The 21653-nt window shown below is 69.5% G+C and carries 21 protein-coding genes; 12 read left to right on the top strand and 9 right to left on the bottom strand.

Going from position 1 to position 21653, the window contains the following annotated elements; translation table 11 throughout:
- Window positions 1-233 (bottom strand): hypothetical protein (locus tag HR086_RS28815; protein WP_217441989.1); only part of this gene is annotated, 233 nt, incomplete at its 3' end.
- Window positions 234-353: 120 nt separating this feature from the next.
- On the opposite strand from HR086_RS28815, the gene rdgC reads away from it, so the two are divergent.
- The 3 genes from rdgC to HR086_RS28800 all read left to right on the top strand — a co-directional run bounded on the left by rdgC (window position 354) and on the right by HR086_RS28800 (window position 4095).
- Window positions 354-1001 (top strand): recombination-associated protein RdgC, encoded by a 648-nt coding sequence (gene rdgC / locus HR086_RS28810; RefSeq protein ID WP_174462585.1) that lies wholly within the window; start codon window positions 354-356, stop codon window positions 999-1001.
- Window positions 988-1677, top strand: coding sequence for a hypothetical protein (locus tag HR086_RS28805; RefSeq protein WP_141646853.1), 690 nt, complete (start codon window positions 988-990; stop codon window positions 1675-1677). Before rdgC ends, HR086_RS28805 begins: the two co-directional genes overlap by 14 nt.
- 558 nt (window positions 1678-2235) lie before the next feature.
- Window positions 2236-4095, top strand: coding sequence for a hypothetical protein (locus tag HR086_RS28800; RefSeq protein ID WP_174459219.1), 1860 nt, complete (start codon window positions 2236-2238; stop codon window positions 4093-4095).
- A 98-nt stretch (window positions 4096-4193) separates the two neighbouring features.
- Here HR086_RS28800 and HR086_RS28795 read toward each other — a convergent pair whose 3' ends face one another.
- The 3 genes from HR086_RS28795 to HR086_RS28785 all read right to left on the bottom strand — a co-directional run bounded on the left by HR086_RS28795 (window position 4194) and on the right by HR086_RS28785 (window position 6148).
- Entirely contained in the window at window positions 4194-4733 is a 540-nt protein-coding gene (locus HR086_RS28795; RefSeq protein WP_174467228.1) for a GFA family protein, read from the bottom strand.
- 63 nt (window positions 4734-4796) lie between these two features.
- The gene (locus HR086_RS28790; RefSeq protein WP_174467227.1) at window positions 4797-5663 is read right to left on the bottom strand and encodes a hypothetical protein; all 867 of its coding nucleotides are present in this window, start codon (window positions 5661-5663) and stop codon (window positions 4797-4799) included.
- Between the two features lie 44 nt (window positions 5664-5707).
- Complete coding sequence (locus HR086_RS28785) at window positions 5708-6148, bottom strand: hypothetical protein (RefSeq protein WP_174467226.1); 441 nt, start codon at window positions 6146-6148, stop codon at window positions 5708-5710.
- Window positions 6149-6374: 226 nt separating this feature from the next.
- On the opposite strand from HR086_RS28785, the gene HR086_RS28780 reads away from it, so the two are divergent.
- The 3 genes from HR086_RS28780 (at window position 6375) to HR086_RS28770 (ending at window position 9577) form a co-directional block, all read left to right on the top strand.
- Window positions 6375-7382 (top strand): cupin-like domain-containing protein, encoded by a 1008-nt coding sequence (locus HR086_RS28780; protein ID WP_174459215.1) that lies wholly within the window; start codon window positions 6375-6377, stop codon window positions 7380-7382.
- Window positions 7383-7625: 243 nt separating this feature from the next.
- Window positions 7626-8681, top strand: coding sequence for a cupin-like domain-containing protein (locus tag HR086_RS28775; RefSeq protein ID WP_174467225.1), 1056 nt, complete (start codon window positions 7626-7628; stop codon window positions 8679-8681).
- Window positions 8678-9577: a hypothetical protein gene (locus HR086_RS28770; RefSeq protein WP_174467224.1), complete on the top strand. Its 900-nt coding sequence runs from the start codon at window positions 8678-8680 to the stop codon at window positions 9575-9577. Before HR086_RS28775 ends, HR086_RS28770 begins: the two co-directional genes overlap by 4 nt.
- Here HR086_RS28770 and HR086_RS28765 read toward each other — a convergent pair.
- From HR086_RS28765 to HR086_RS28755, 3 genes are all read right to left on the bottom strand, one after another.
- Window positions 9546-9944 (bottom strand): hypothetical protein, encoded by a 399-nt coding sequence (locus HR086_RS28765; protein ID WP_174467223.1) that lies wholly within the window; start codon window positions 9942-9944, stop codon window positions 9546-9548. The genes HR086_RS28770 and HR086_RS28765 overlap by 32 nt on opposite strands.
- 8 nt (window positions 9945-9952) lie before the next feature.
- Window positions 9953-11224, bottom strand: coding sequence for a hypothetical protein (locus HR086_RS28760; protein WP_174467222.1), 1272 nt, complete (start codon window positions 11222-11224; stop codon window positions 9953-9955).
- A gap of 84 nt (window positions 11225-11308) precedes the next feature.
- A complete protein-coding gene (locus tag HR086_RS28755; RefSeq protein ID WP_174467221.1) occupies window positions 11309-14074 on the bottom strand; it encodes a CHAT domain-containing protein in 2766 nt (921 codons plus the stop codon).
- Between the two features lie 199 nt (window positions 14075-14273).
- Between HR086_RS28755 and HR086_RS28750 the strand changes: the two genes are divergently transcribed.
- Window positions 14274-15224 (top strand): FAD-dependent oxidoreductase, encoded by a 951-nt coding sequence (locus tag HR086_RS28750; protein WP_174467220.1) that lies wholly within the window; start codon window positions 14274-14276, stop codon window positions 15222-15224.
- 1 nt (window position 15225) lies between these two features.
- Here the strand turns inward: HR086_RS28750 and HR086_RS28745 are convergent, their stop codons facing one another.
- Window positions 15226-16968, bottom strand: coding sequence for an amidohydrolase family protein (locus tag HR086_RS28745; protein WP_174462593.1), 1743 nt, complete (start codon window positions 16966-16968; stop codon window positions 15226-15228).
- A gap of 209 nt (window positions 16969-17177) precedes the next feature.
- On the opposite strand from HR086_RS28745, the gene HR086_RS28740 reads away from it, so the two are divergent.
- Both HR086_RS28740 and HR086_RS28735 read left to right on the top strand, forming a co-directional pair.
- Window positions 17178-17510, top strand: coding sequence for a hypothetical protein (locus HR086_RS28740; protein WP_246137600.1), 333 nt, complete (start codon window positions 17178-17180; stop codon window positions 17508-17510).
- An 83-nt stretch (window positions 17511-17593) separates the two neighbouring features.
- Window positions 17594-18334, top strand: coding sequence for a peptidoglycan-binding protein (locus HR086_RS28735; protein ID WP_174459208.1), 741 nt, complete (start codon window positions 17594-17596; stop codon window positions 18332-18334).
- Window positions 18335-18350: 16 nt separating this feature from the next.
- Here HR086_RS28735 and HR086_RS28730 read toward each other — a convergent pair whose 3' ends face one another.
- A complete protein-coding gene (locus HR086_RS28730) occupies window positions 18351-19625 on the bottom strand; it encodes an endonuclease/exonuclease/phosphatase family protein (RefSeq protein WP_174459207.1) in 1275 nt (424 codons plus the stop codon).
- Window positions 19626-19872: 247 nt separating this feature from the next.
- Between HR086_RS28730 and HR086_RS28725 the strand changes: the two genes are divergently transcribed.
- From HR086_RS28725 to HR086_RS28715, 3 genes are all read left to right on the top strand, one after another.
- Window positions 19873-20694 carry a hypothetical protein gene (locus HR086_RS28725; protein WP_174459206.1) on the top strand — a complete coding sequence of 274 codons (822 nt, stop codon included), beginning with the start codon at window positions 19873-19875 and terminating at the stop codon, window positions 20692-20694.
- Between the two features lie 38 nt (window positions 20695-20732).
- On the top strand, window positions 20733-20945 hold the full coding sequence (locus tag HR086_RS28720; protein WP_305794097.1) for a helix-turn-helix domain-containing protein: 213 nt from the start codon (window positions 20733-20735) through the stop codon (window positions 20943-20945).
- 183 nt (window positions 20946-21128) lie between these two features.
- Window positions 21129-21653: serine aminopeptidase domain-containing protein (locus tag HR086_RS28715; RefSeq protein ID WP_174467219.1), on the top strand; the 525-nt coding region annotated here is incomplete at its 3' end.

Here is a 21653-nt window from a genome sequence, read left to right as displayed (position 1 = left end):
GTCTCGATCATGACGCGCGGCACGGTGGACACCCCTGCCTTCTCGGGGGCCTCGGCCAACAGGGGCCGTTGAGGCACGAAGGGCGCGGGCTCCACGTCGTCCGGCGCGGAGATCAACGGTGGTGCCTGGACCGTCGTGGGCGCCTTGGCGTCCTCCTGCGCGAGCACTTCCCGGGGGAGGGTGGCACCCAGCAAGAGCACGGCGATCAGGCACGACACAGGGGCGAGCTTCATGGGCGGTACATTCCTCCAACCGCGAGGTAGGCACCAGCGCACCCGTGTCCCGGTCGGGAGGGGGACAGCACCAAGAGTGCCTTGACGTCGTAGCTCGCGCCCCCCATCCTGCCGCGCCCCATGCCTGTCCTTCGTGGTGCCGTCACCTTCTCGCGCTTCCGGGTCGAACCCGCCAAGGAAGCGCCTTCCGACATCAAGCGCTGGCTGACCCGCGGTCTCAAGGCGCACGCGTTCGAGCCCATCGACCGTCGCTCCGAGGATGACCGCGCGGCCGGCTTCGTCGAACTGGAGAACGCGGACGCCGTCGAGTTCTCCGTCGGCCGCGTCTTTTACGGAGAGTACGTCCTCTTCTCCTTCCGCATCGACTCGTTGAAGGTCCCCGCGTCCGCGATGAAGGAGGAGATGGCGAAGTGGTCCGCCAACTTCGAGGCGGAGAATGACCGTCCGCCCAGCCGTGGCGAGAAGACGCAGGCGAAGGCGCAGGTCAAGCAGATGCTCCGCACCCGCGCCACGCCGCGCACCAACGTGCTGGACGTGAGCTGGAACCAGAAGACGCAGCAGCTGCAGATCTGGGCCGCGTCCCGCAAGGTGGTGGAGGAGATCATCATCGCGCTGGAGAACGCGCTGGGCCTGAAGCTCGTGGGGCTGACGCCGGCCGCCATCGCCCAGACGTCGGGAATCGACGAGAACGCGCTCGGGCCCACGGCGGAGCTGATTGGCATGGACCTGCCGGCGACGTCGGCGGAGGTGGCACATGGCGAAGCGTGAGCAGGCGCGGGCGGAAGCCGCCTTCGCGCGAGGAGATGTTGGCGTCGACGGCGCCGCCACCGAGGAGACGAAGGACGTCGCCGAGGTGGAGCGTGGTCAGGCGCGAGAGCAGCTCCTGCGGGGCCGGGCCTACCTGGGCCGCGAGCTGCTGACGTGGATGCTGTGGCGCTCGGAGACGGGGGACGCGCTGGTGGAGCTGGAGGGCACGGGCGTCAACGTGCTCTTCATGGGCCGCATCACCCTGCGCGGCGTGGCGGGCGACGTCACGGAGCTGAGCGCGAAGGGCACGCTGGCGCCGTACTCGGAGCAGGTGAAGCACGCGCTGGACAAGGGCCTGCTGGTGGCCCAGGCGCGCATCCGCTTCACGCATGGCGAGAAGGAGTACGAGGCCACGCTCGACTCGGAGTTCCTCGACGTTCGCGCCGCGAAGCTGCCCGCGCTGATGAGCGAGGAAGAGGATGACCAGCTCAACGAGCGGTTGTTCCTCACCGAGCAACTGTCCGCGATGATCGACGCGCTGGTGGGGGACTTCCTCAAGATTCGCGTGGGGAAGACCTGGAGCAAGCAGGTGGTGCCGGCGATGAAGGAGTGGATGCGCGGCGACGAGCAGGGCGCCAACGCGCTCTCCAAGGCCGCGCGCGCCCGGGGCCGCGACGCCCGCGCAGCCCGGCACTGAGCATTGGGGCCGCTGACAGGGGCGTGTTCCCCTGTCAGCGCCTCGCGAAGCGTGGAACGGAAGCCGCGCGCCCGTTGTCGGCTCTCCACGATTCACGGACTCAACGCCATACGGACAGACGCCCGCTTCAAGCGAGCCGTCAATGATTCCTCCCGGTCGGGAGAGGCATTCCGTCAGGAATGTCAGACATTGACGAAAGAGGCGGCGCGGACCCGTCAGTGCCGGGGGGCCAAAACCGCACACATGTCAGTCCATGGGCGGAAAGGGAGTGGATGCGCGGCCGCGAACAACAGGCTTGGCGAATCCGCGAATCCAGGGTAACTGTTCCAGCCGCAGGGGCCGCAGCCACGGGATGGATCATCGATTCATCCCTTGATGGGACGTATATCCATGCAAGCAGCCCCCTTGTTCCGCTCTCCGGCGGTGAAGCTCCGTACAAGTCCCTGGATTCGTGCCCTGTCCCTGCTCGTGGTCCTGGGTGGGGGGCTGGCGCACGCCGCCAGTTCTCAGGCCGTGTCCCGCTCAAGTCCCTCGAGCCTGGCGTCCCTGCTTCCAACCATGTGCGCCCGCGTCCATGGGACCGCTGGCTTCCAGCGCGCTTTCTGCGCGGCCGGCAATGTCGGCGCCACCTGCGTCGGCGACGTCACCCGGACCTGCACCGATGATGGCAGCACCCTCCATCCGCGCTGGTATCAGGCCGCCATCGACTGGGCGAAGGCCAACGGTCACTCGAGGGTGGTGTTGGATCCAGGCACCATCACCATCTCCGAAGCCACGAAGCTCGCGTGGAGCTGGCCCTGGGGCAATGGCTTTGGCCTCCACGTCCCGACGGGAATCCACCTGGAGGGCACGTCGCTGTCCCCGCCCACCATCATCAACGTCGACCACGACACCACGAAGCTCAACGGGTTGATCATCGTCGCGGGCACGGGCACCGAGGAGGGCCTGCTCAACGACGCCAGCGTCTCCAACCTGACCCTGGTGGGCACCACGAACGTTGGCTACAGCCAGGGACAGGAGTGCCCGGCGCGCGCCCACTCACTCAACTCCATCCTGGAGCTGGATGGCCACGAGCCGCCCTCACCCGACGCCACGGTCTTCAACACGGGGACGATGCCGCGCCGGTGGACCGTCGGAGTCCAGGTCAACCACGCCGAGGCCATGAACGGCCCGGCGGTGAACGTCCACCACCTGCGCATCGTCCACCTCGGGGCGGGTATCGCGTATGGCTGGAACACGGCCCACGTGAAGGAGAACCCCACGTGCGAGACCACGCCCGGAATCAAGATCTCCATCCAGCCCGCCAGCGCGACGTGGAACGGGCCCACCAACCCCGTGACCTATACCTGCCCCAGCGGGTGGGATCTCAAGGCGCTGAGCCGCCGGCCCGGCACCGCCGAGTGCCGCCCCACGTCCTGCAACGCGGACGGCAGCATCCCCTCTGGACAGTGCCCGGCGCTGCCCCCGCTTGGCGAGGGTGAGACCGTGCCGAACACGATGTACTGCATGCGAGTCGACCCCACCACGGAGTTCGGAACGCGGCGGTATTGCACGAACCAGCCCTTCGAGTTCCGAGGCAACGCCAATGCCCGCTCCCAGGTCCACCACAACTCCATCTGTGATGTGAACGTGGGCATCAACATCGTGGGCGGTAACGTCGACGTCTCCAAGAACGTCGTCCTGCGGGCGCCCCACAACGTGCCCCTCACCAGCAACTTCGGCCTGAGCACCGACGGGCACATGCCGTACACCAGCTCGACGACCCACACCGAAAACTTCGTCTCGGGTTTCTCGCTGGGCTTCCTCACCGATGGCAGCCAGTACACCGTCGCGCCCCCGTGCGCGTTTCGCCAGTTGACCGGCTTTGATGTCGGGGACTTCGGCGACTACAACCACGTGCTCGAGCTGCAGCAGCACCTGCTCGATGACGCGCAGAAGTACTACGCGTTGACCGAACCGATGCGCGGCTTCATCGACCATGTGTATGTGCGCGACAACCGCTTCTACAAGAACCCGATTGGCCTCACCTTCTACCGGGTCAACTGGGGCTTCGTCGGCTTCAACACCATCGACTCCCAGCTCACCGGCGTGAAGGGGCAGGTCGGCGTCCTCGTCGACAACACGCTCAACAGCTGGGTTTACGGAAACACCATCCGAGACTTCAGCACCAGCCTCGAGTTCCGCGGGTCGCCGGGCCATCAGTCGACGCTGGGCTCCTGCTACAACGGCAACCACGTGGTCTGTGATGCGCCGGGCTGCCCCAACTGGGCCAGCTACCCCAACGTGTTCTCGGGAAGCGATGTCGTGGGGGGCACGGCGTGCAACGTCGCATACTCGGCGAACTACTGCGCCGACCCGACGTCGCTGCCCTCGCCCTCGTTCCCCGTGGGCGTCACGAGGCAGTGCTACTCATACTGAGGTCACGGTGGAGTCAGGGATGCGCGGCGTGGAATGGACCGCGCATCCCCACCGCGAGCCCGCGGAGCGCTTCACGCACCGTCAGGCCAGGGAGGGTGTCAGAGCTGCAGCTTGCCGTTGACGCAGGTGATCTTCGGGCTGCGGAACCCCATCGCGATCCACGCGCCCAGGAGCTTGGCGAAGAATGAGACCGATTGCCGCTTCCCGTTCGGGATATCGTCGGGAAGCGTCGAGCCGGGCGGAAGGTCCTCGGTCATCGTCCGCAGTTGGAGCGGGGGCAGCGTTCCCGTGGGCCAAAGGCAGCCATAGAGGCTGAGCCAGTGGCCGCCCTGGAACTCAAGGAAGACGGGCGTGTTGCAACAGGTGGCGACGACCCGGCGGGTCTTCGCCTCGGGCGTGAGGCGGAACTCCTTGAAGTGCTCGGTGCCCGCGAGGAAGCGGACGCGGTCCTTGCGGTAGAGAACGAAGCGCGTCGCGCCGATTGGTCCCAGGATGCGCGGGGCCGAGGGAAGGGTCTGTATCCGGGCGCCGGCGGCACGGCAGCTATTGCAGCAGCATTCGGTGCTGACGATGGGCGCGCCCTCCACCTCGAGATGGACCTGTCCGCACGCGCAGCCGAGTCGAGTGGTCTGTGTCATGTCCGTGCTTTCTACCTGCTGGAGCCGCCGACGCGCAGGTGATTGTAGGGGCGCGTCGCGGGCTCACGGAGCGGGTGGGGCGAGCGCCCTGAAACCCTCCGCGAGCGCGAGACCGATGTTGCCCATCAAGTCCTGCCGCGCGTTGACCACGTAGAGGTGGGGCGTGAGCGCCCAGACCTCGCGGACGATGCGACGGGGAGGCGGGGCGGGCTGGGTGCTCAGCTCCGCCTGGAGCAGGGGCAGCACCTTGTCGGACAGGCGCAGCGCGGTGTCCATGACGAAGACGGACACGTGCGGACGCAGCGCGCGCACGCGCCGGAAGAAGGCGCCCACCTCGTCCGCTGCCAGGTGCTTGGGCGGCGAGGACTTCATCTCCAGATAGACGAGTCGTCCTTCCGCCGCGCCCACGACGTCCAGGTCTCCGCCGACGTCGGGCGCATGGAACTTCACGCCCGCGGCCACGTCGAAGCCGAAGCGGCCTCGCAGCTCGTGCGCGACGTACCACTCCAGCGTGCCTCCGAAGCTGGCGGTGGGGTGGCGCAGCAGGTAACGCCCGTCGGCCTCGCGCGTGGCCAGGTCCAGTGACACCAGGTCCTCGGCGAAGGCCGTGGCGCCGGCTTCCTCCAGGTAGCGCGTGGCCTCCATCGGCGTGAAGCTCCCGTGTCGCAGAATGGCGCCGCGCAGGAACAGTCGGAAGGCGTAGTGGCCCAGGCGCTCCACGAGTCGCTCCGCCCGCGCGCCGCTCACGTCGGCGGGGAAGGGCAGGTCCAGTGGTGCGACGGTGGCCTGGAAGCCACGGCGCGCCAGCATCGCCAGGGGCTCGTTACCCGGTGGCACCAACAGGCGCGGCGCGGGGGAAGCACCGGCCTCGCCCAGCTCCAGCTCACGCGCCGTGGGGAGGTCTTCCTCGGGGGGCGGCTGCTCCGTCATGGCCGCACCCTAGCCCGCTTCCGGACGAGAGGTGGGGCCGCGGCTCACTGCACGTAGACGGGGCAGTAGCGCAGGAACTCCGTCACCGGAGGCTGGCAGAGCTGGAGGATGCGGGAGTCGTCGCCGAAGCTCTTGCCGCGCGCCTGGAGATAGCAGGAGGCCGGGTCATCGTCGGTCGTGGCGAACTGGCAGAGCTGGAGGGCCTGCGCCTGCGTCAGCGAGCCCTCGTTCTGGACACGCAGGAAGCATTTCGCGGGAGCGTTGGAGCGCGCGCCGCGACAGAGCTGCGTGGCCGCGTAGTCATCGGTGAGCCCGCCCTGGCTCGCGGCCGTGTAGCAGGAGACCTGGGGAGCGACCGCCTCCCCATCGTCGTCATCATCTTGCGCGAGCCCACTTGCCGGGGCCACGAGCAGGAGCACCACGCCCAACCCTCCCGAGCTGGTGTGCCGCAGAAAGGACCAGAACCTGGGGCTGTCTGATTTCATCGCGGGCCTCGTGCCGAGAATCTAGGGAGCACTCCGCGAGGGATGAGCAGGCGAGGCACGAGGCCGGCCCCCGACAGGGCGAGCGATGGGGCGCCACCCGGGCCCCGCGCCCCCAGGACTCGGGGAAGAAAGCCCGGGCCCGAGGCAGGGACGCCTGCCTGGTGGGCTTGCCCTGGAGGACCGAGCGCCTTGTACAGTGCCCACCGCGATTGTCAGCGGAGGCGGCATGGCCGACGTGGCATCCAGCCTGGGCTCGGAGTGGCGGGCGTGGCTGGCGGAGAACGTGGTGCGAGGCGTGGCCTCGGAGCGACTCGTCGACACGCTGGTGTCGGCGGGCGTGCCGCTCGCGAGGGCTTGCGCGGAAATCGAAGCCACGCGTGCGCATCCGGCCGTGGCGGCGGGTCTGCGACGCATGGCCCCTCACGAGGACGTGCTCTGCCTGCTCGACACCCGCGTCGCGCTGCACCGTCACTCCGGACGGCACCAACGCCTGGCGCGTCGCACGGACGTGTCGGTGCACGAACTGATGGCGCGCTATTACCTGGCGCACGAACCCGTGCTCCTCGCGGGCTTCATGCGCGACTGGCCCCTGATGGCGAACTGGCGGCCGGAGGCGCTCTCCCGGCGCCATGGCCACGTGGAGGTGGAGGTCATGGCCGGCCGTGAGGCGCGCGCGGACCACGACGTGGAGCCTGATGCCTGTCGCGCGGTGATGCGCCTGGGCGAGTTCCTCCGCAGGCTGGAGGAGGGCGGCCCCAGCAACGACCTCTACCTCACGGCTCGCAACTTCGCCCTGGAGCGAGAGGAGCTGCGCGGGTTGCTCGACGACGTGCGCTATCCGCCGGGCCTGCTGCGCGAGTCAGCGCGGGCCGGTGCGGTGAAGCTCTGGGTGGGGCCCTCGGGCACTCGGACGGAGCTGCACCACGACCTGGGCACCGTCCTCTTCGGCCAGGTCTTCGGCCGCAAGCGCTTCCGCCTCATTCCCTCGTTCCACACGCACCACGTCTACAGCCACCTCGAGGTGTGGAGTCAGGTCGACGCGGACCGCCCCGACCTCACGCGCTTCCCCTCATATCGCGAGGCCGACGTCCTCGAAGTCGTCGTCGAGCCCGGCGACATGCTGCTGATTCCCGCGGGGTGGTGGCACTGGGTACACGCGCTGGACGTCAGCGTGTCCGTCACCTTCCAGGAGTTCGACGTCCCGGACGGCAATACGTGGTGGAAGCTGGGATGAACCGCTTCCGCCGTGCCGCTACTTCTCCAGTGGCGGTGTGGTGGGGGGCTCGGTGGGGCGCGTGCGCTCCTGCGGAGGCGCGGAATGACCTCCCGGATTGGGGACGATTCGCGGCGCCTGGCGCGTGGCCGGGTTGGGCGGCGGGTTCGGGACGATGGTTGGAGCAGGATCCTTTGACGTGGTCATGCGGTCCCCAATGCAACGTGGTTGCCTACCCGGGTGGTATATCGCACCCCGCGAACCATGACTCCTGACGAGCGCGAGAGCCTGCCGCCCCCGGTGCGTTCCTGGCTCGCTGAGAACTTGACCTCGGGCGTGGACCCGTCCCGGCTCGTCCAGGCCCTCCAGGCCCAGGGTCTGTCCGAAGCGCGGGCCCGGGAGGCGGTGGACGTCGTCTCGGCCCACCCCGCGGTGCGTCACGGTCAGCAGGCCGTCTCCCGGCGCCGGGAGCTGGAGTCGCTGCTCGAAGTCCGGGCCGCGCTCCATGCCCAGTGTCACCCGGGCCCGTCGCCCGTGGCCGTGGAACGACTGCGCCACCTGTCCCCCGATGCGTTCTTCGAGCGCTACTACATTCCCAACCGCCCCGTCGTCATCGAGGGACTGCTGGACGACTGGCCGGCGCTGACACGCTGGTCTCCGGAGTGGTTGGCCGAGCGCTTCGGCGACGAGGAGGTGGAGGTCATGGCGGGCCGCGACGCGGAGCCGGACCCGGACTTCCATGCGGAGCGCCTGCGCAGGACGCTGCCGCTGCGCGAGCTGGTGGCGCGCTTTCGTGACACCCGAGCCTCGGACGATGTGTACCTCGTGGCTCGCAACAGCCTGCTGCTGCGCGCCGCGTTCCGCCCGTTGCTCGACGACCTGCGTCCGCCCCGGGGCTACATCCATCCGGACCTGAGCGCCCCGGACAGCGTGCACCTGTGGTTCGGTCCCGCGGGGACCTTGTCGAAACTGCACCACGACCACCTCAACGTCCTCTTCTGCCAGGTGCTGGGGCGCAAGCGCTTCTGGCTGTCTCCGTCCTGCGAGACGCCTCGGCTCTACAACGACCGGGGCCTCTACAGCGCGGTGGACATCCTGGCGCCGGACGTGAGCCGCTTCCCGGACTTCGCGCGGGCCACGCTGCACTCGTGCGTGGTGGGGCCCGGTGACGCGCTCCTGATTCCGGTGGGGTGGTGGCACGCGGTGCAGGCGCTCGACTTGAGCGTGTCGGTGACGTTCGTCAGCTTCGACAGGCCGGAGCGCAACGTGGAGTGGCGCGACTATTGGATTGGCCCCAGGCCAGAGAAGGTCCAGCGATGACGGATGCGGACAAGCACGTTCCCGCGGCGCGCGGGACGAACACGCTGGCGCCGGAGTGGCGGCGCTGGGTGGTGGAGAACCTGCTGCGCGGCGCGGAGGTCGACGACCTGGTGTCCGTGCTGGAGCGCTCGGGAGTTGACTCGGCGCTCGCGCGCGCGGCGGTGCATGCGGAGGCGGAAGACCCCTGCTACCAGGGCGCGGCGCGAGCCGTGGCCATGCAGCGCAAGCTGGAGGGACTGCTCGACCTCTACGGCGACCTCCATCGCCAGTCGCCGGGCCACACTCATGTCCCCCGGCATGACGCCCTGACGCCCGAGGACTTCTTCGAGCGCTACTACTTCCAGAACCTCCCCGTGGTGGCGCGCGCCACGGTGCTCGCGGACGCGGGCTCGAAGGACACGCTGGGGCAGCTGGGCGCACTGGCGCGCGTCGCCGAGGCCACGAGCGTGTCGCCCGGCGCCTTCGTCGTGCCCGCGAGCGCGAACGTGACGTCGCGCCTGCCGGTGCGTGCGCCCCAGGGGCTGGTGCTGGAGAGTGCGCCCGTGGGCCTGTGGTGGGAGGAGCCGGGCGCGGACGTTCCCTTGGCTCCCTCGCGCCGCAACATGCTGCTGGGGCAGGTGCACGGGCGCAGGCTGCTCCAACTGGTGCCCGCGTACGCGCTGCATCGCGTCCTGGGCTCGGCCTCGGTGCCCGAGGATGTCCCGCGAATGGAAGTGGAGCTGTCGCCCGGGGAGCTGCTGCTGTTGCCCGTGGGGTGGTGGTTCGCGCATCGCTCACCGGAGGGCGGCGCCGCCATCGTCTTCGAGTCCTTCGCCGCGCCCGAGCCCAACGTGTCGTGGACGCCCCGGCCGGAGTCCCGCGAGCCTACGCCTCCCCCTCGCTCTCGAGTCGACTGAGGAGCTGTCGGGCGAAATCTCGCAGCGCGGGAGCCGAGGGCTCGCGGTCCAATCGCTCCAGCGAGTCACGGATGGTGGCGAGTCGTCCGGCCTGCGCGAGAATCTTCAGGGCTCGCAACTGCACCAGCTCCTCGGGAGGCATGGAGTGGGGGACGGGAGGTTGTCCTCGCAAGGGGACACGGCCTCGCTGCGCAAGCAGGTCCACCAGCACACCCACGTCCTCATCCTCCAGCGTGCTGACGGCCGAGTCCCTGGTGGCGGCTTCCATCTGCTCCAGGGCGTCCATCAGTTCGCTCCAGGCGAAGCCGCGGTGCGGGGGTTTTCGCTCCGCCACCATCCGCCTGAGCTGTTCGCGTGTCGTCGGCATGACAACTCCTAGCGTGTCCACATGATGTCTATCTCCGGGACTTGCGCCGTCCCGACGGTGATGCCGAGCTCATTGCGCCCCAGGTCCACCTCCCAGAGTCTTCCGTTCGCGCGCAGCGTCCCCATGAGGAAGGGCAGCGTCGGGTGCAGGTATCGACGCCGGAACGACGACTCCTGGCCCAGTCTGACGGGCCGGCCATCGGCCGGGGGCAGCGGCATGTCCAGCTCCACCGCCTCTGTCCGGAAGCAGGCGTCGTAGAGATACAGCCGCCCCGAGTCCTCCAGGAAGTTGAGGCAGTGGCCGTCATCCCAGCCGGCCATGAAGACATACCGGGACGCGACATGGCTCAGCAGCTCCACCGGCTCGTCCGGCGCGAAGGGATAGCGCGCGCAGTCGAGGAAGCGTCCATACAGACGCGTCATGCGACTGGGCTCGAGCTGGTTGATGCCCGGCGCCACCGCCACCATTGCCTCCCAGCGTGTCTCGTCCGTGCGTGGGTCGTCCTTGGGCACCAGGTGCAGCGTGCGCCCTTCCAGCGTCACGCCCTGACAGTTGGCGAGCTGTTGGAAGAGTTGATACCAGCCGCCACACATGCCGCCGCCGACGGCCAGCATGTGGCGCACCGTCCAGGCGGGCACGCCGTAGCGCAGGCCCGTCTCCGGCAGTCCCCGCAGCAGCGCGTCGCAGATGTCCTTGCGCGACTCCAGCCCCGCGCACCAGCGCGAGGACCAGCGCACCAGGGGCACGTAGGCGCCGGACGGGGGCGCGCCCTGCTCGCCGTGGCGCATGGGCGCGCCCGTGGTGAAGAACTCATGTCTGCTGTTGCCGAGGAAGAGCTTGCGCGTGCTTCCGTCCGCGTCCGTCCACTCGGCGACCCACTGGAGCTCCAGCGCGTGCGTGCCGATGTGATTGGGCAGCGACCGATTGAAGGACACGGGCTCCGCGAGCGTGCTCCAGCCCGCCGTGCGCTCCAGGCTCACCGGATGTGGCCCGAGCCAGCGGACGGGCGTTTCCAGACCATTCGCCGAGGACAGCGAAGGTCCGAAGGCGCTCAGTTCGAACGAGGCGGGGACGAAGTGGTTCGCCAGCAGCGCGATTCGGACGGAGGGACGTGTCCCTCGGACGTAGGCCACGGGCTCCGCGCGGTGGCCTCGAATCCACTCGGGCTGTTCGCCCAGGCGGGTGTCCGTGACGGGACTCCACAATGCAACCGCGCCGCACTCCGCGTCTCCCCGGTCGAAGTGCAGGCTGTAGATGGCCAGCGGTTCCGCGTCGTGCATGTCCACCCCCCCCTTGTCCGTGCCGGAGGGGCACGGTCACTGCTTCACGCCTTCCGGAGACGCCCCCACGGGCCTCCGGTGGGCCTATTCATACAACAAGACGCGCGTCACCCACGGCGCGCCCTTCACGTCGCGCAACCAGCGCAGCCGCTCCGCGCGCAGCGCCACCGCGGGCGTCGCACCCGCGTGGATGCGCTCGCGCACGCCCTGGAAGAACCGGCCCGCTGAGTCCGGAATGTCCACCGTCGCAGCGAACACCGCGCGAGCCCCCGCGCCCACGAAGGCCTGGGGCAGCGAGGACGTCTGGTGAAGGAAGGGCGGCAGCCGCGCCGCGCTGCACGCGCCCAGCAGCACCACCGGCGAGCCCTCCAGGCGCACCTGCTTCAACGCCTCCGAGGTGAGCGCATAGCGTCCGTCATACTCGGGAGCCAGGGCGATGACCGGTGCTTCGGACAGGCTGCGGTCCACCACGCCGTGCGCGTGGAACTCGATGTCGGTGGCTCGCGACATCGCCTCCAGCACGCGCGAGGGCGTGGCCTGGGCGCCAGACAGCTCCATCGACTGGCCGATGGGCGCGGGCGTGGACTCCCACGAGGACAGCCGCGCGAGCCCCAGGCCCGAGGGGGTCTCCACGTTGGCCACCACCACATGCAGCGGAGGAGGTGGCTTCTTCTTCGGCTCCGGCGAGGCGTCCATGGCCACGCGGTAGCTCCACGCCATCTCCGGCGGGAGCAGTCCGGAGCGGCTGTCCAGGGGCGGCGCCGCGAGCACCTCCACCCGAGGACACGAGCGCAGCAACGTCAGCAGCTTCTCCGGCACCAGTCCAGAGAGGTCGTCCCCCAGGGGCTCCTTGCGTGAGGCGTCATGGTGCCCGAGCACCTGTCCCCGGGGACCGAGCGCCACCACCACCGTGCGCTCGGCTTCCGCCGCGGCGATGAGCGCGCACTGCTTCGGGCTGGCGACGCCCAGATGGTCGGCCACGACGCCTGGCACCTCGGAGAAGGCGCCGGCCTCTCCGGCGGTGACGGCCATCGTCTGATAGGCCACCGCCACCGTGTCGCGTGCGTCCGCGTCCGTGTTCAGGTACGGCGCGGCCTGTCGGATGACGGCGGCGAGCCGCGCGTTGCCCTGCTTCCGGTCCTTCAGCAGCTCGAAGCGCGCCTGGACCAACTGGGCGAGCATGCGGCGGCCGGGAGTCTCCCGCGTGGCGTGGGCTCGCGTCAGCTCCGCGCTGATCTGCTCCGCGTCCTCGGGCCGAGGGTCCAACCGCATGAGGTCGGTGAGCGTCCACGCGCCGATGAGACCCACGGACGGATTGCATTCCTGCGCGCGCGACAAGGCGCGGCGAGCCTCCTTGGGCCGCAGCCGCATCAACTCCAGGGCCGCGATGTTGCGGTGGACGTAGTTCTTCACGTCGCAGGTGTCCGGGGCGCGCGCCAGGTACTCGGACAGGTACGCGCGCGCGGAGGCGACGCGGAACTGGAAGCGCGCGGCCTGGGCGAGGGCGCGAAGGGCCGCCGACTCCAGCTCCCACTCGCCCATCGCCTGGGCTTCGCGCCAGCTCGCGCGGCCCGTGTCCTCGGCCTCCGACAGCCGGTTGGCGGACGTGGCCCGGTGGCTCACCTTGCGCAGCAGGTCCGCGCAGCGCGGGCGAAGCCGCTTCTCCCGGCACAGCGTCAGCGCGGCCTTGAGTCGCTGGTCCGCCTGCCAGGCTTCACCCGCGAGGCCCTCCTGCCGCGCGAGTTCGTCCTGGACCAGCAGGTGGATCCACGGGTCGTTCCACTGGCGCGCCACGCGCTCCAGCTCCTCGGGGGGACTCTGGGCCTCTGGCGTCAGCAGCCTCGCGCCGAGCAGCAGGTCATGTTCGCCCGCACCGCGCAGACGGGTGAGGTAGTCCGGGGACGCGGGTTGGCGCTCTCGCAAGAGGCGGGCGTACTCGGCGGCCAGGGGCGCGCGTCGCGTGAAGTCCCGCGTGGCGATGTTCCGCGTGTGGTCCGCCAGGGCCGTGCCGCCGTGGATGCGGTCCAGCAGCTCCGCCAGCGGGAGCAACGCCTGCACCCGGGCCGACGTGGGCGCGGTGCGCACGACGTCGTAGAAGAGGCCGCGAGAGATGCCGGGATGTCGGCGCGCCTCCTCCAAGGGGATGGGGAGGTTCGCGTCCTGGGCCAGCTGGGTGAGCGCGGTCCTCGTGCCGTTCCAGGACTCGGCCCGCTGGCTCACGGAGGCGCGCAGCCAGGACGCCTGCTCACGGGCCTCCGCGCTCCAGCCGGGCTCGCCCAGGGCGGCCACCTCGTCGAAGACGGACGCCGCGAGCAGGTGCAGCCCCATTTCGCGCAGCACGAGCGCCCGGTTCCACAGGGCCTGTGGATGACGGGGCGCGGTCTCCAGCAGGCCGTCGAGCCAGGTCAGGGCCTCGTCGTTGCGCTTCAGCAGGAAGGCGGCGACGGCCTGGTCGTTGTCGCGATTCAGCGATGGAGGTGCATGCGCCAGGTGCGCGAGGCCCTGCTGGGGATCTCCATGGAGCAGATAGGAGGCGGCGATGCCCGCCCGGTCTCCGCTCTCTTCCAGCCGGGCCAGCTCCCTCAGGGGAACGGCGATGGAGGGGCGCTCCTCGCGAGGCCGGACGTAGGGACGGTGGACGTCCGCGGCCGGGACGCTGAGGCGCGGCTCCAGGGGGCGGGTGCGTGTGTCGGTGAGCCAAAGCAGCTCGTCACGACGGCCGGGCAGCGGGCCCGAGCGCGCGATGAGGATGGCCGGGAACACGAGCAGGGGGATGAGATGCCAGGCACGCAGGCGCGGCGCGCGTCGCCCGCGAGTAGACTTCCCTGGTGCATCCAGCTCGGCAGCCATTCGCTGGACCCTCCCCGTCGCTCCGCGTCCCATGGCGCGAAGCCATCACTCAGGCCCCGAGTCTTAAGCCAAGAAGCCTGACTGAGACAAATGGTGTTGGTGAAAGTCACGATGGGTTGGGGATGACGGCCTGAGTCATGACGACCCGGGCAGTGCGTCCGGGCGGCGGGTGGGTGCTCTCCGGCGCTAGGGTTGCGCCATGTTCATCGTCATCCTCGGCGGTGGTGTGTCGGGCCTGTCATGCGCCATCCGGTTGCAGGAGGCCGGGCACACGGTGGAGGTGTGGGCGCGAGAGCTGTCGCCTCACACGACGTCGGATGTCGCCGCGGCCGTCTGGTACCCCTATCGCGCGTGGCCGCAGGAGCGCGTCAGTGCCTGGGCGAAGCGGACGTACACGGTGCTGGCGTCACTGGCCCAGGAGCGCCCCGAGGCGGGCATCCTGATGGTCCCCGGCGTGGAGGTGTTTCGTCGTCACGTCGAGGATCCGTGGTGGCGCGACAGCGTGCCGGACTTCCGTCGGGCGCGGGCGGACGAGCTGCCTCCGGGACTGTTGGAGGGTTATCACTTCACCGCGCCCGTCATCGAGATGCCGCGCTATCTGCCGTTCCTCATGGCGCGCCTGCGCGAGCTGGGCGGCCACATCATCCAGCGAGAGGTGCGCTCCCTGGACGAGGCGTGGGCGAGCGCGTCCCTCGTCGTCAACTGCACGGGTCTGGGGGCTCGGGACGTCGTGGGAGACGAGACGCTCTTCCCCGTGCGCGGTGAGGTGCTCCGGGTGAGTCCTCCCCCCACGGACCGCTTCATCTTCGACGACGAGTGCGAGAGCGGCATGGCCTACGTCATTCCCCGCTCGCGGGACTGCATCCTCGGCGGCACGGCGGAGGAGGGGAACGCGTCGCTCGTCCCCGACGCGCTGAAGGCCCGGGCCATCCTGGAGCGCAACGCGCCGTTGCTTCCCGAGGGCGCGAAGCTGGACGTGGTGGAGCACAAGGTCGGGCTGCGCCCTGGACGCCCCACCGTGCGACTGGAGGTGGAGGTCCTCGGGGAGCGCGTCGTGGTGCATGACTACGGCCACGGGGGCGCGGGCGTCACGCTCTCATGGGGCTGCGCGGAGGAGGTCGTCCAACTCGTCGCGACCCACTCCCGCTGAGTCAGGCCCCCGCGCGGAGCACGCGTCCGAAGCCGCGCTCCTGGCCCAGGGCCGGGGACACCGTGCCGGCGCTCACCGCCTCGCGTCCGGCGATGAGCACCGCCTTCACCGCGGCATCATTGCGGCGCACCAGCCGCACGAAGCCTCCGAAGTTCTCCATCGGTGCCTCGGCGATTTCATCGAGCTTCTCGTCCAGGCCGTCGGGATTGATGACGACCAGGTCGGCGCGTCGGCCCTCGGCGAGCACGCCCGCGTCCATGCCGAACCAATCGCCAATCTCCCCGGTGAGTCGATGCACCGCGCGCTCCACGGTCATGAAGGGCTCGCCGCGCTTCTGTGCCTCGCGCACCAGCCGCAGGAGCCGCAGTGGGAAGTTGTAGTGCGCCATGTTGCGCAGGTGGGCGCCCGCGTCGGAGAAGCCGACCAGGATGTCGGGATGCTGGCAGATGAACTCCAGCTCCTTGAGCCTGTCATTGGCCATGACGGTGTACCAGCGCAGCGCGTCCCCGTGCGTGGCCACCAGGTCCAGGAACACGTCCACCGCGTCGCGGCCCTGCTCCTGGGCCACCTGCGCGAAGGACTTGTTCACCAGGCTTTTGTCCGGGCACTCGAGGATGCGCGACTGGTTGAAGTCGCGGTGGAAGGCGCGCGGCAGGAAGCGGTTGGTCCACTGGCTGCGGAAGCGGGCGCGATACTCCGGGTCCTTCAGCAGCCCCGCGCGGGAGGCCGCGTCCTGGAGGTGCAGGGCCGCCGCGCCCGCGCCGAACTCCTCGAAGACCACCAGGTCGATGCCGTCCGCCCACAAGTCGAACACCTCCGGCAGCGCCTGCCAGCGGAAGTTCGCGCCGAACAGCGTGTTGGCCGCGCGCGACAGGACGCCGATGAGCCGGTGGATGCCTCGGCTGGCGCGCGGGTCCATCATCGAAATGACCGTCGTCTTCAGCGTCTTGCGCCACAGGCCCATGCTCTCGAGCAGGAACAGCACCACGTTCACCTTGGTGCTGATGTTGGGCACGCCCTGGAAGACGCGGCCCCGCGCGCGCAGGAGCTTCGTCAGCCGGCGGTACTCGCTCCAGCGCGCATAGGTGGAGGGCAGAGGACGGCTGCGGATGTCGCGCGAGCCGCCCATCTTGTCCCACTTGAGCGTCATGATGGACATGCCCAGGTAGCCCAGGTCCAAGCCCTCGGTGACCATCGCCTCCATGCGCCGCAGCTCGTCCTCGCTGGGGCGCAGCCCCGGCTCCAGGCTGCGATGCAGACCCATGGCGTGGGCGCGCAGCGCGGAGTGCCCCAGCATGGACGCGACATTGGGGCCCAGCGGAAGCGTCTCCAAGTGCTCCAGGTAGCCGCCCAGCGAGTCCCACGTCTTGCGCTGCTCCAGCAGCGAGCGGACGGTGTCGTAGGGGATGGCCTCCACGCGGCAGAACATGTCCGCCAGGTCCTCGGGCTTGCCCACCGCGAGGCTGAGCGAGCAGCTTCCCACCACCACCGTGGTGACGCCGTGGCGCACGGACTCGGAGAGCGACGGGGCCAGCTCCACCTCCGCGTCGTAGTGGGTGTGCAGGTCGATGAAGCCCGGAGTCACCCAGTGGCCGGCCGCGTCGATGACGCGCGTGTGCGGCGCGCGCTCAATCGGTCCTTCCGTGAGGGCGGCGACCGTGTCTCCTCGGATGCCCACGTTCAGCTTGCGGGGTGGGTTGCCTAGACCATCGAATACGAGTCCGTTCTCGACGATGAGGTCCATGGGCCGAGCCTAGGCCCGCCGTTCTGTCCACTTCCACCCGGAAGCCACCGACAGGAGGGCGGCAAACAGTCGGGCGCGGTGCGTCAGAGTGGATGTACGCCCCTGGAACGAGGAGCGGGGCGCTTGCTCGCAGGCCCGCTCTGGCGTGCTCCCATGCCTACCTTGCCGTCCGGACGACACGAACGCGACCTGCGCGCGGGAGGCGAGAGATGGCACGGACACGGTGGAAGTGGCTCACGCTGGTGGGCTTGGGCGCGTCGCTCGCGGCCTTCACGGGATGCGAGGACGATGAGGTTCGCGACAACTCACGCAATGTCGGCCGCGAGATGGGCAAGGCGGCGAGGGAGGTGCGTGACGGCACGCGCGAGGCGGCGAAGGACATGAAGACCGCCGCGGAGGAGGCCTCGCAGGGTTTCAAGGAAGGCGTTGGCGGCTCGGGTGCGCCGGGCGATGCGGCCACACCCGTGCCGAACCAGTCAGAGGAGGACCGGGAACGTTCGGTGGAAGACCGCGACGTGCCAGGTGAAGCACCTCCGCGTTGAGGTCACATGGGCCCTCCTGGCGCCGTGACTCGGCGCGGTGCCAGGATGACGCTCACGGCCATGCAGCGGCTGGCGGGGGCCCCATGAGCGAGCTGGAGCTGGACAAGGTGTATCGCCGGGGCGAGGAGTCCCCTGGCGTGCGGCGCATCCAGGAGTGGCTGACCCTGAATGGCTTCGCGGTCGCCATCGACGGGGACTTCGGCCCCGCCACGGAAGCGGCGCTCAAGCGGTTTCAGGCCAGGTCGAACGTGCCTGTCTCCGGGGTCGCGGACGCGGTGACCTTCGAGCGGCTGGTGGCGCCGCTGCGCTCGGCGCTCTCCCTGGCTTCTCCGGCGGGCCGCTCCCTGGGCTCGCTGACGGTGGCGTATGCGGCGCAGCACCTGCGCCAGCTTCCGCGCGAGGTGGGTGGGAGGAATCGCGGCCCCTGGGTGCGGATGTATCTGGATGGCAACGAGGGCGCGTCCTGGTGCTGGTCCGCTGGCTTCGCGACCTTCTGTCTGCATCAGGCGGCGAGGACGCTGGGCGTGCCCATGCCCGTGGAGCGGACCTTCTCCAGTGACTTGCTCGCGGCGCAGGGGCGCGCGCGGGAGAGCTTCCTCTCCACGCAGAGCGCGCCGCCGGACCGCACGCGCATCCGTCCGGGCAGCCTCTTCCTGCGGCGCCGCACGCCCGGAGACTGGGCCCACGCGGGCATCGTCACCGAGGTGGACGAGGAGACCTTCCAGACCATCGAGGCCAACACCAACGACGAGGGCGCGCACGAAGGCTACGAGGTCTGTGCACGCACCCGGGGCTTCAAGAACGTGGACTTCGTCCTCGTGTGACGAGCGCTGCCTTGGCTCACGTGGGCTTGCCCGGTGTCGGCTTGCCGTCGCGAGGCTTCGCCGGGCGCGGCGTGTAGTGCGCCAGGACGGGCTGGTGGTCCGACGACTCGGTGCTCCGGTCCACCTCGAAGAGGACAGGCTCCAGCTCCGGGCTGGCGTAGAAGTTGTCGAAGCGCTTGCCTGTGGCGGGCACGATGCCCGACTCGTCCGGCAGCGAGGTGAGGGTGGCGCTGTCGGCGATGTCCTGGAGCCGCAGCCAGTGCTCGCTGCCTCGCGGAACCTTCCCGGAGCGCAGCTCCGAGCACGCCTGCTTCGGCGTCATCATCTCTCCGTCTGGCATGCGGACCCGTGCGACGGCGGCGTGGGCGATGGTCTCCGGCAGGCCCTGCTCCAGCACATGCAGCTCGTGCCGCAGCCGAGGGTCCGCGATGTTGCCCACGCCCGTGTCGCCCACGCTCGTGTGCGGCACGCCGTAGCGCACGGCGTACTCCTCCACCGTGTCCGTGTCGTCGTAGGTGATCAGGTGGGCCATCAACCAGGAGCCGCCGCGCTTGATGGCGGTGTTGGCGTTGAAGTCACCCAGCGCCACAGCGTGAGGGACCTCCCGGTGGCGCAGCAGCGTGTTGAGCTGCCTCAGGTTGTGCGCGTTGATGCCGGAGTCTCCCAGCGTGTGGTGCACGTTGTAGAGGACGACGGGCACACCCTCCACGTCCAGCCGGACGTACAGCGCGCCCCGGTCCTCCGGTAGCTCGCACGGGTCTCCGCCCCGGCGATGGATGGCGGCGGCGCGCTCGGCGTCGGAGAGGGAGTAGGTGAAGTGGGCCGCGTCCACCAGCGGATGCCGCGTGAGGAACGCCTTGCCGTTGATGAGCCTCGCGCCGTTGCCACCGTCATGACCGAAGTACGCCAGGTGGAAGCCGTACCGCGCCGACAGCAGCACGGCGATGGGGACGTTGGCCTCCTGAAGCCCGATGACGTCCGGCATGCGGCCCTCCGCCTCCAGCCCGTCGAAATACGCCAGCAGGGCTTCGCGGCGCTGTCCTCCGAGCAGGATGTTGAAGCTCATCACGGAGAGCCCGGGGCCCGTGGGCGGCCGGGACTCCGGGTGTCGGACGAGCAGCGTGCGCCCATCGCCGAGCTTGCGCTCCGTTGCCGGCAACTTGAAGGCGTCGAGGCTCGGCAGGGTGAGGGTGGGGTCCCTGCGAGGACGAGGCTCCTCGGCGCTGGTCGCCATGCGGCCAAGAAGGGGCCCCACGCCCGGCAGGTGCTCGAGAACCTCGGGCACCTTCATACGGGCTCCTGGGGCAGGCCCCTCCCACGAGGGGCGCGAAGCAGCGAGTCGTGCTGGCGAGCGACGGTGTCCACCAATCCTCCTGGGTGTCCTCAAGTTCGGTGCGGATCCTCCGACTCGCCAGGGGGCAGGCTTCTTGGAACGCGTGGTTCGGCCATTCTCGCCGGGACGGAAAGCGGGCGGGCGGCGAGGCCATGGCCTCCTCTGCGGCAGACCGAGAGGCAGAGCGGGGGCACCTCGTGGTTGAATGCTGAACATGATGCGGGTGTTGCTGCTGGTGATGTGTGCTGTGGGAGTGACGGCGTGCGCGACCACGACGTCCCGGGCCGAATGGGCGCCGCCTTCGTGTGAGCCGGGCGCGCTGCTTCCCTGTGCGGAGTGGGGCGCCAAGCTGCTGCGCGAGGGAGACCGTCCCCGGGCCATCGAGGCCTACGGCAAGGCGTGCGAGGAAGGCGACCTGTCGAGCTGCATGACGGAGGGCAAGCTGCGCAAGGAGTCCGGCGACCTGTCCGGCGCGGAGCGTCCGCTCACCAAGGTCTACGAGACGGGCGACGTGGCTGCCGCCCTGGCGCTGGCGGAGGTGCACGAGGCGAAGGGTCAGGCCGTGGACCAGCAGGCCGCGGCCCGGCTGCGCCACCAGGCCCCCGCGATGGACAAGCCCGCCACGGAGGTGCTCTTCGCCATGCGGACGGGCAGCGAGATGGGCACGGGCCTCGAGCTGTCCTTCAACCTCCAGCCGATGGCCTTCATGGATCGCCGACTGGGCTTTGGCGCGAACATGGTGTTCGGTGGGGAAGACGGGCTGGTGGAGACCAACGGCTTCGCCGCGTATCAGCACTACGTCTCGCCCTATGTGGTCCCCTATGCGCGGGCGATGGTGGGAGGCATGACGTCGGGGCAGGACACCTTGCTGAACCTGGGCGGTGAGACAGGAGTGAAGCTGTGCCTGGAGGACATTGGCCACCTGAACGTGGCCGCTGGCGTCTCGCGCGCCAGCGGGGGCTACTTCTCGGTGGGCCTGGGGCTCAATGGCATCATTGTCCTCGCCATCCTGTTGCAATACCGCTAGCGCCCGCGTCAGGTGTCGGGAGTCCGAGCACGTAGGAGATGGCCGCCTTCGCGAGCCGGCTTGGGCTGCCCGTGGAAGAGTCCCTGCTCCGTGAGTTGTCTGGGACCTACCTGCGGCGGCGGATGTCCATCGCGGAGGTCTCCTTTCTCCTGGGCTATGCCGAGCCGGCCGCCTTCCATCGCGCCTTCAAGCGCTGGTGGGGAATGAGCCCGGAGCGCTTCCGCCGAGAGCACCTTCCGGCTTCACCGTGATGCCGCCGTGGTCCTCCGCGCGTCTGGGTCTTTGAAGACCGACCATGCGTGCGTTTTGACTTCCGTGACGGTTCGCGGAGGGCGTCCGCGCGGTGGATTGCGGCGGTGACAAGGACTGTTTGACTCGCTTGGCGACGCGTTCCTAGCATCACGCGACATCAAGGCGGGGGACTCACCACTCACATGCCGGCATTGACTGAGTCACCTGGGTATCTCTCCCAGGGCGAGGACTCGCTTTACTACGTTCATCACCGGGCGCTGACGGAGCGTCGGGCGGCGGTGTTGCTGGCGGGGCCGTTGGGGCTGGAGCGGGCGCATGGCTATGTCGTGTGGGTGAGATGGGCGCGCTTCCTCGCGGCTCGGGGCGTGGAGGTGCTGCGTCTGGATTATCGAGGCTCTGGCGAGAGCACGGGGCGCTTCGATGAGATGACTTTCCCGCGCTGGGAAGAAGATTTGCGCACGGGGCTGGAGCACTTGCGGCGCGTGAGTCCCGGTGTGCCGTTGACGGTGCATGGACTTCGACTCGGTGCGTTGCTCGCGGCGCGAGTGTTCCGGACGGAGTCGGTGGAAGGGCTCTTGATGTGGGAGCCGCCGGAGTCGGGGCGGGCGCATCTGATGGAAGTGCTTCGCCGGAAGGTGGCGGCGGACAACCTGGAGGGGACGGGAGGGGAGGCTCGCTCGCGTGAGGACTACGTGACGGAGCTGGAG

Origin of the sequence: Myxococcus sp. CA039A (assembly GCF_013336645.1) — a bacterium.
Taxonomy (GTDB): Bacteria; Myxococcota; Myxococcia; order Myxococcales; family Myxococcaceae; genus Myxococcus; species Myxococcus llanfairpwllgwyngyllgogerychwyrndrobwllllantysiliogogogochensis.
This window is presented reverse-complemented; position numbering and strand designations above follow the sequence as displayed.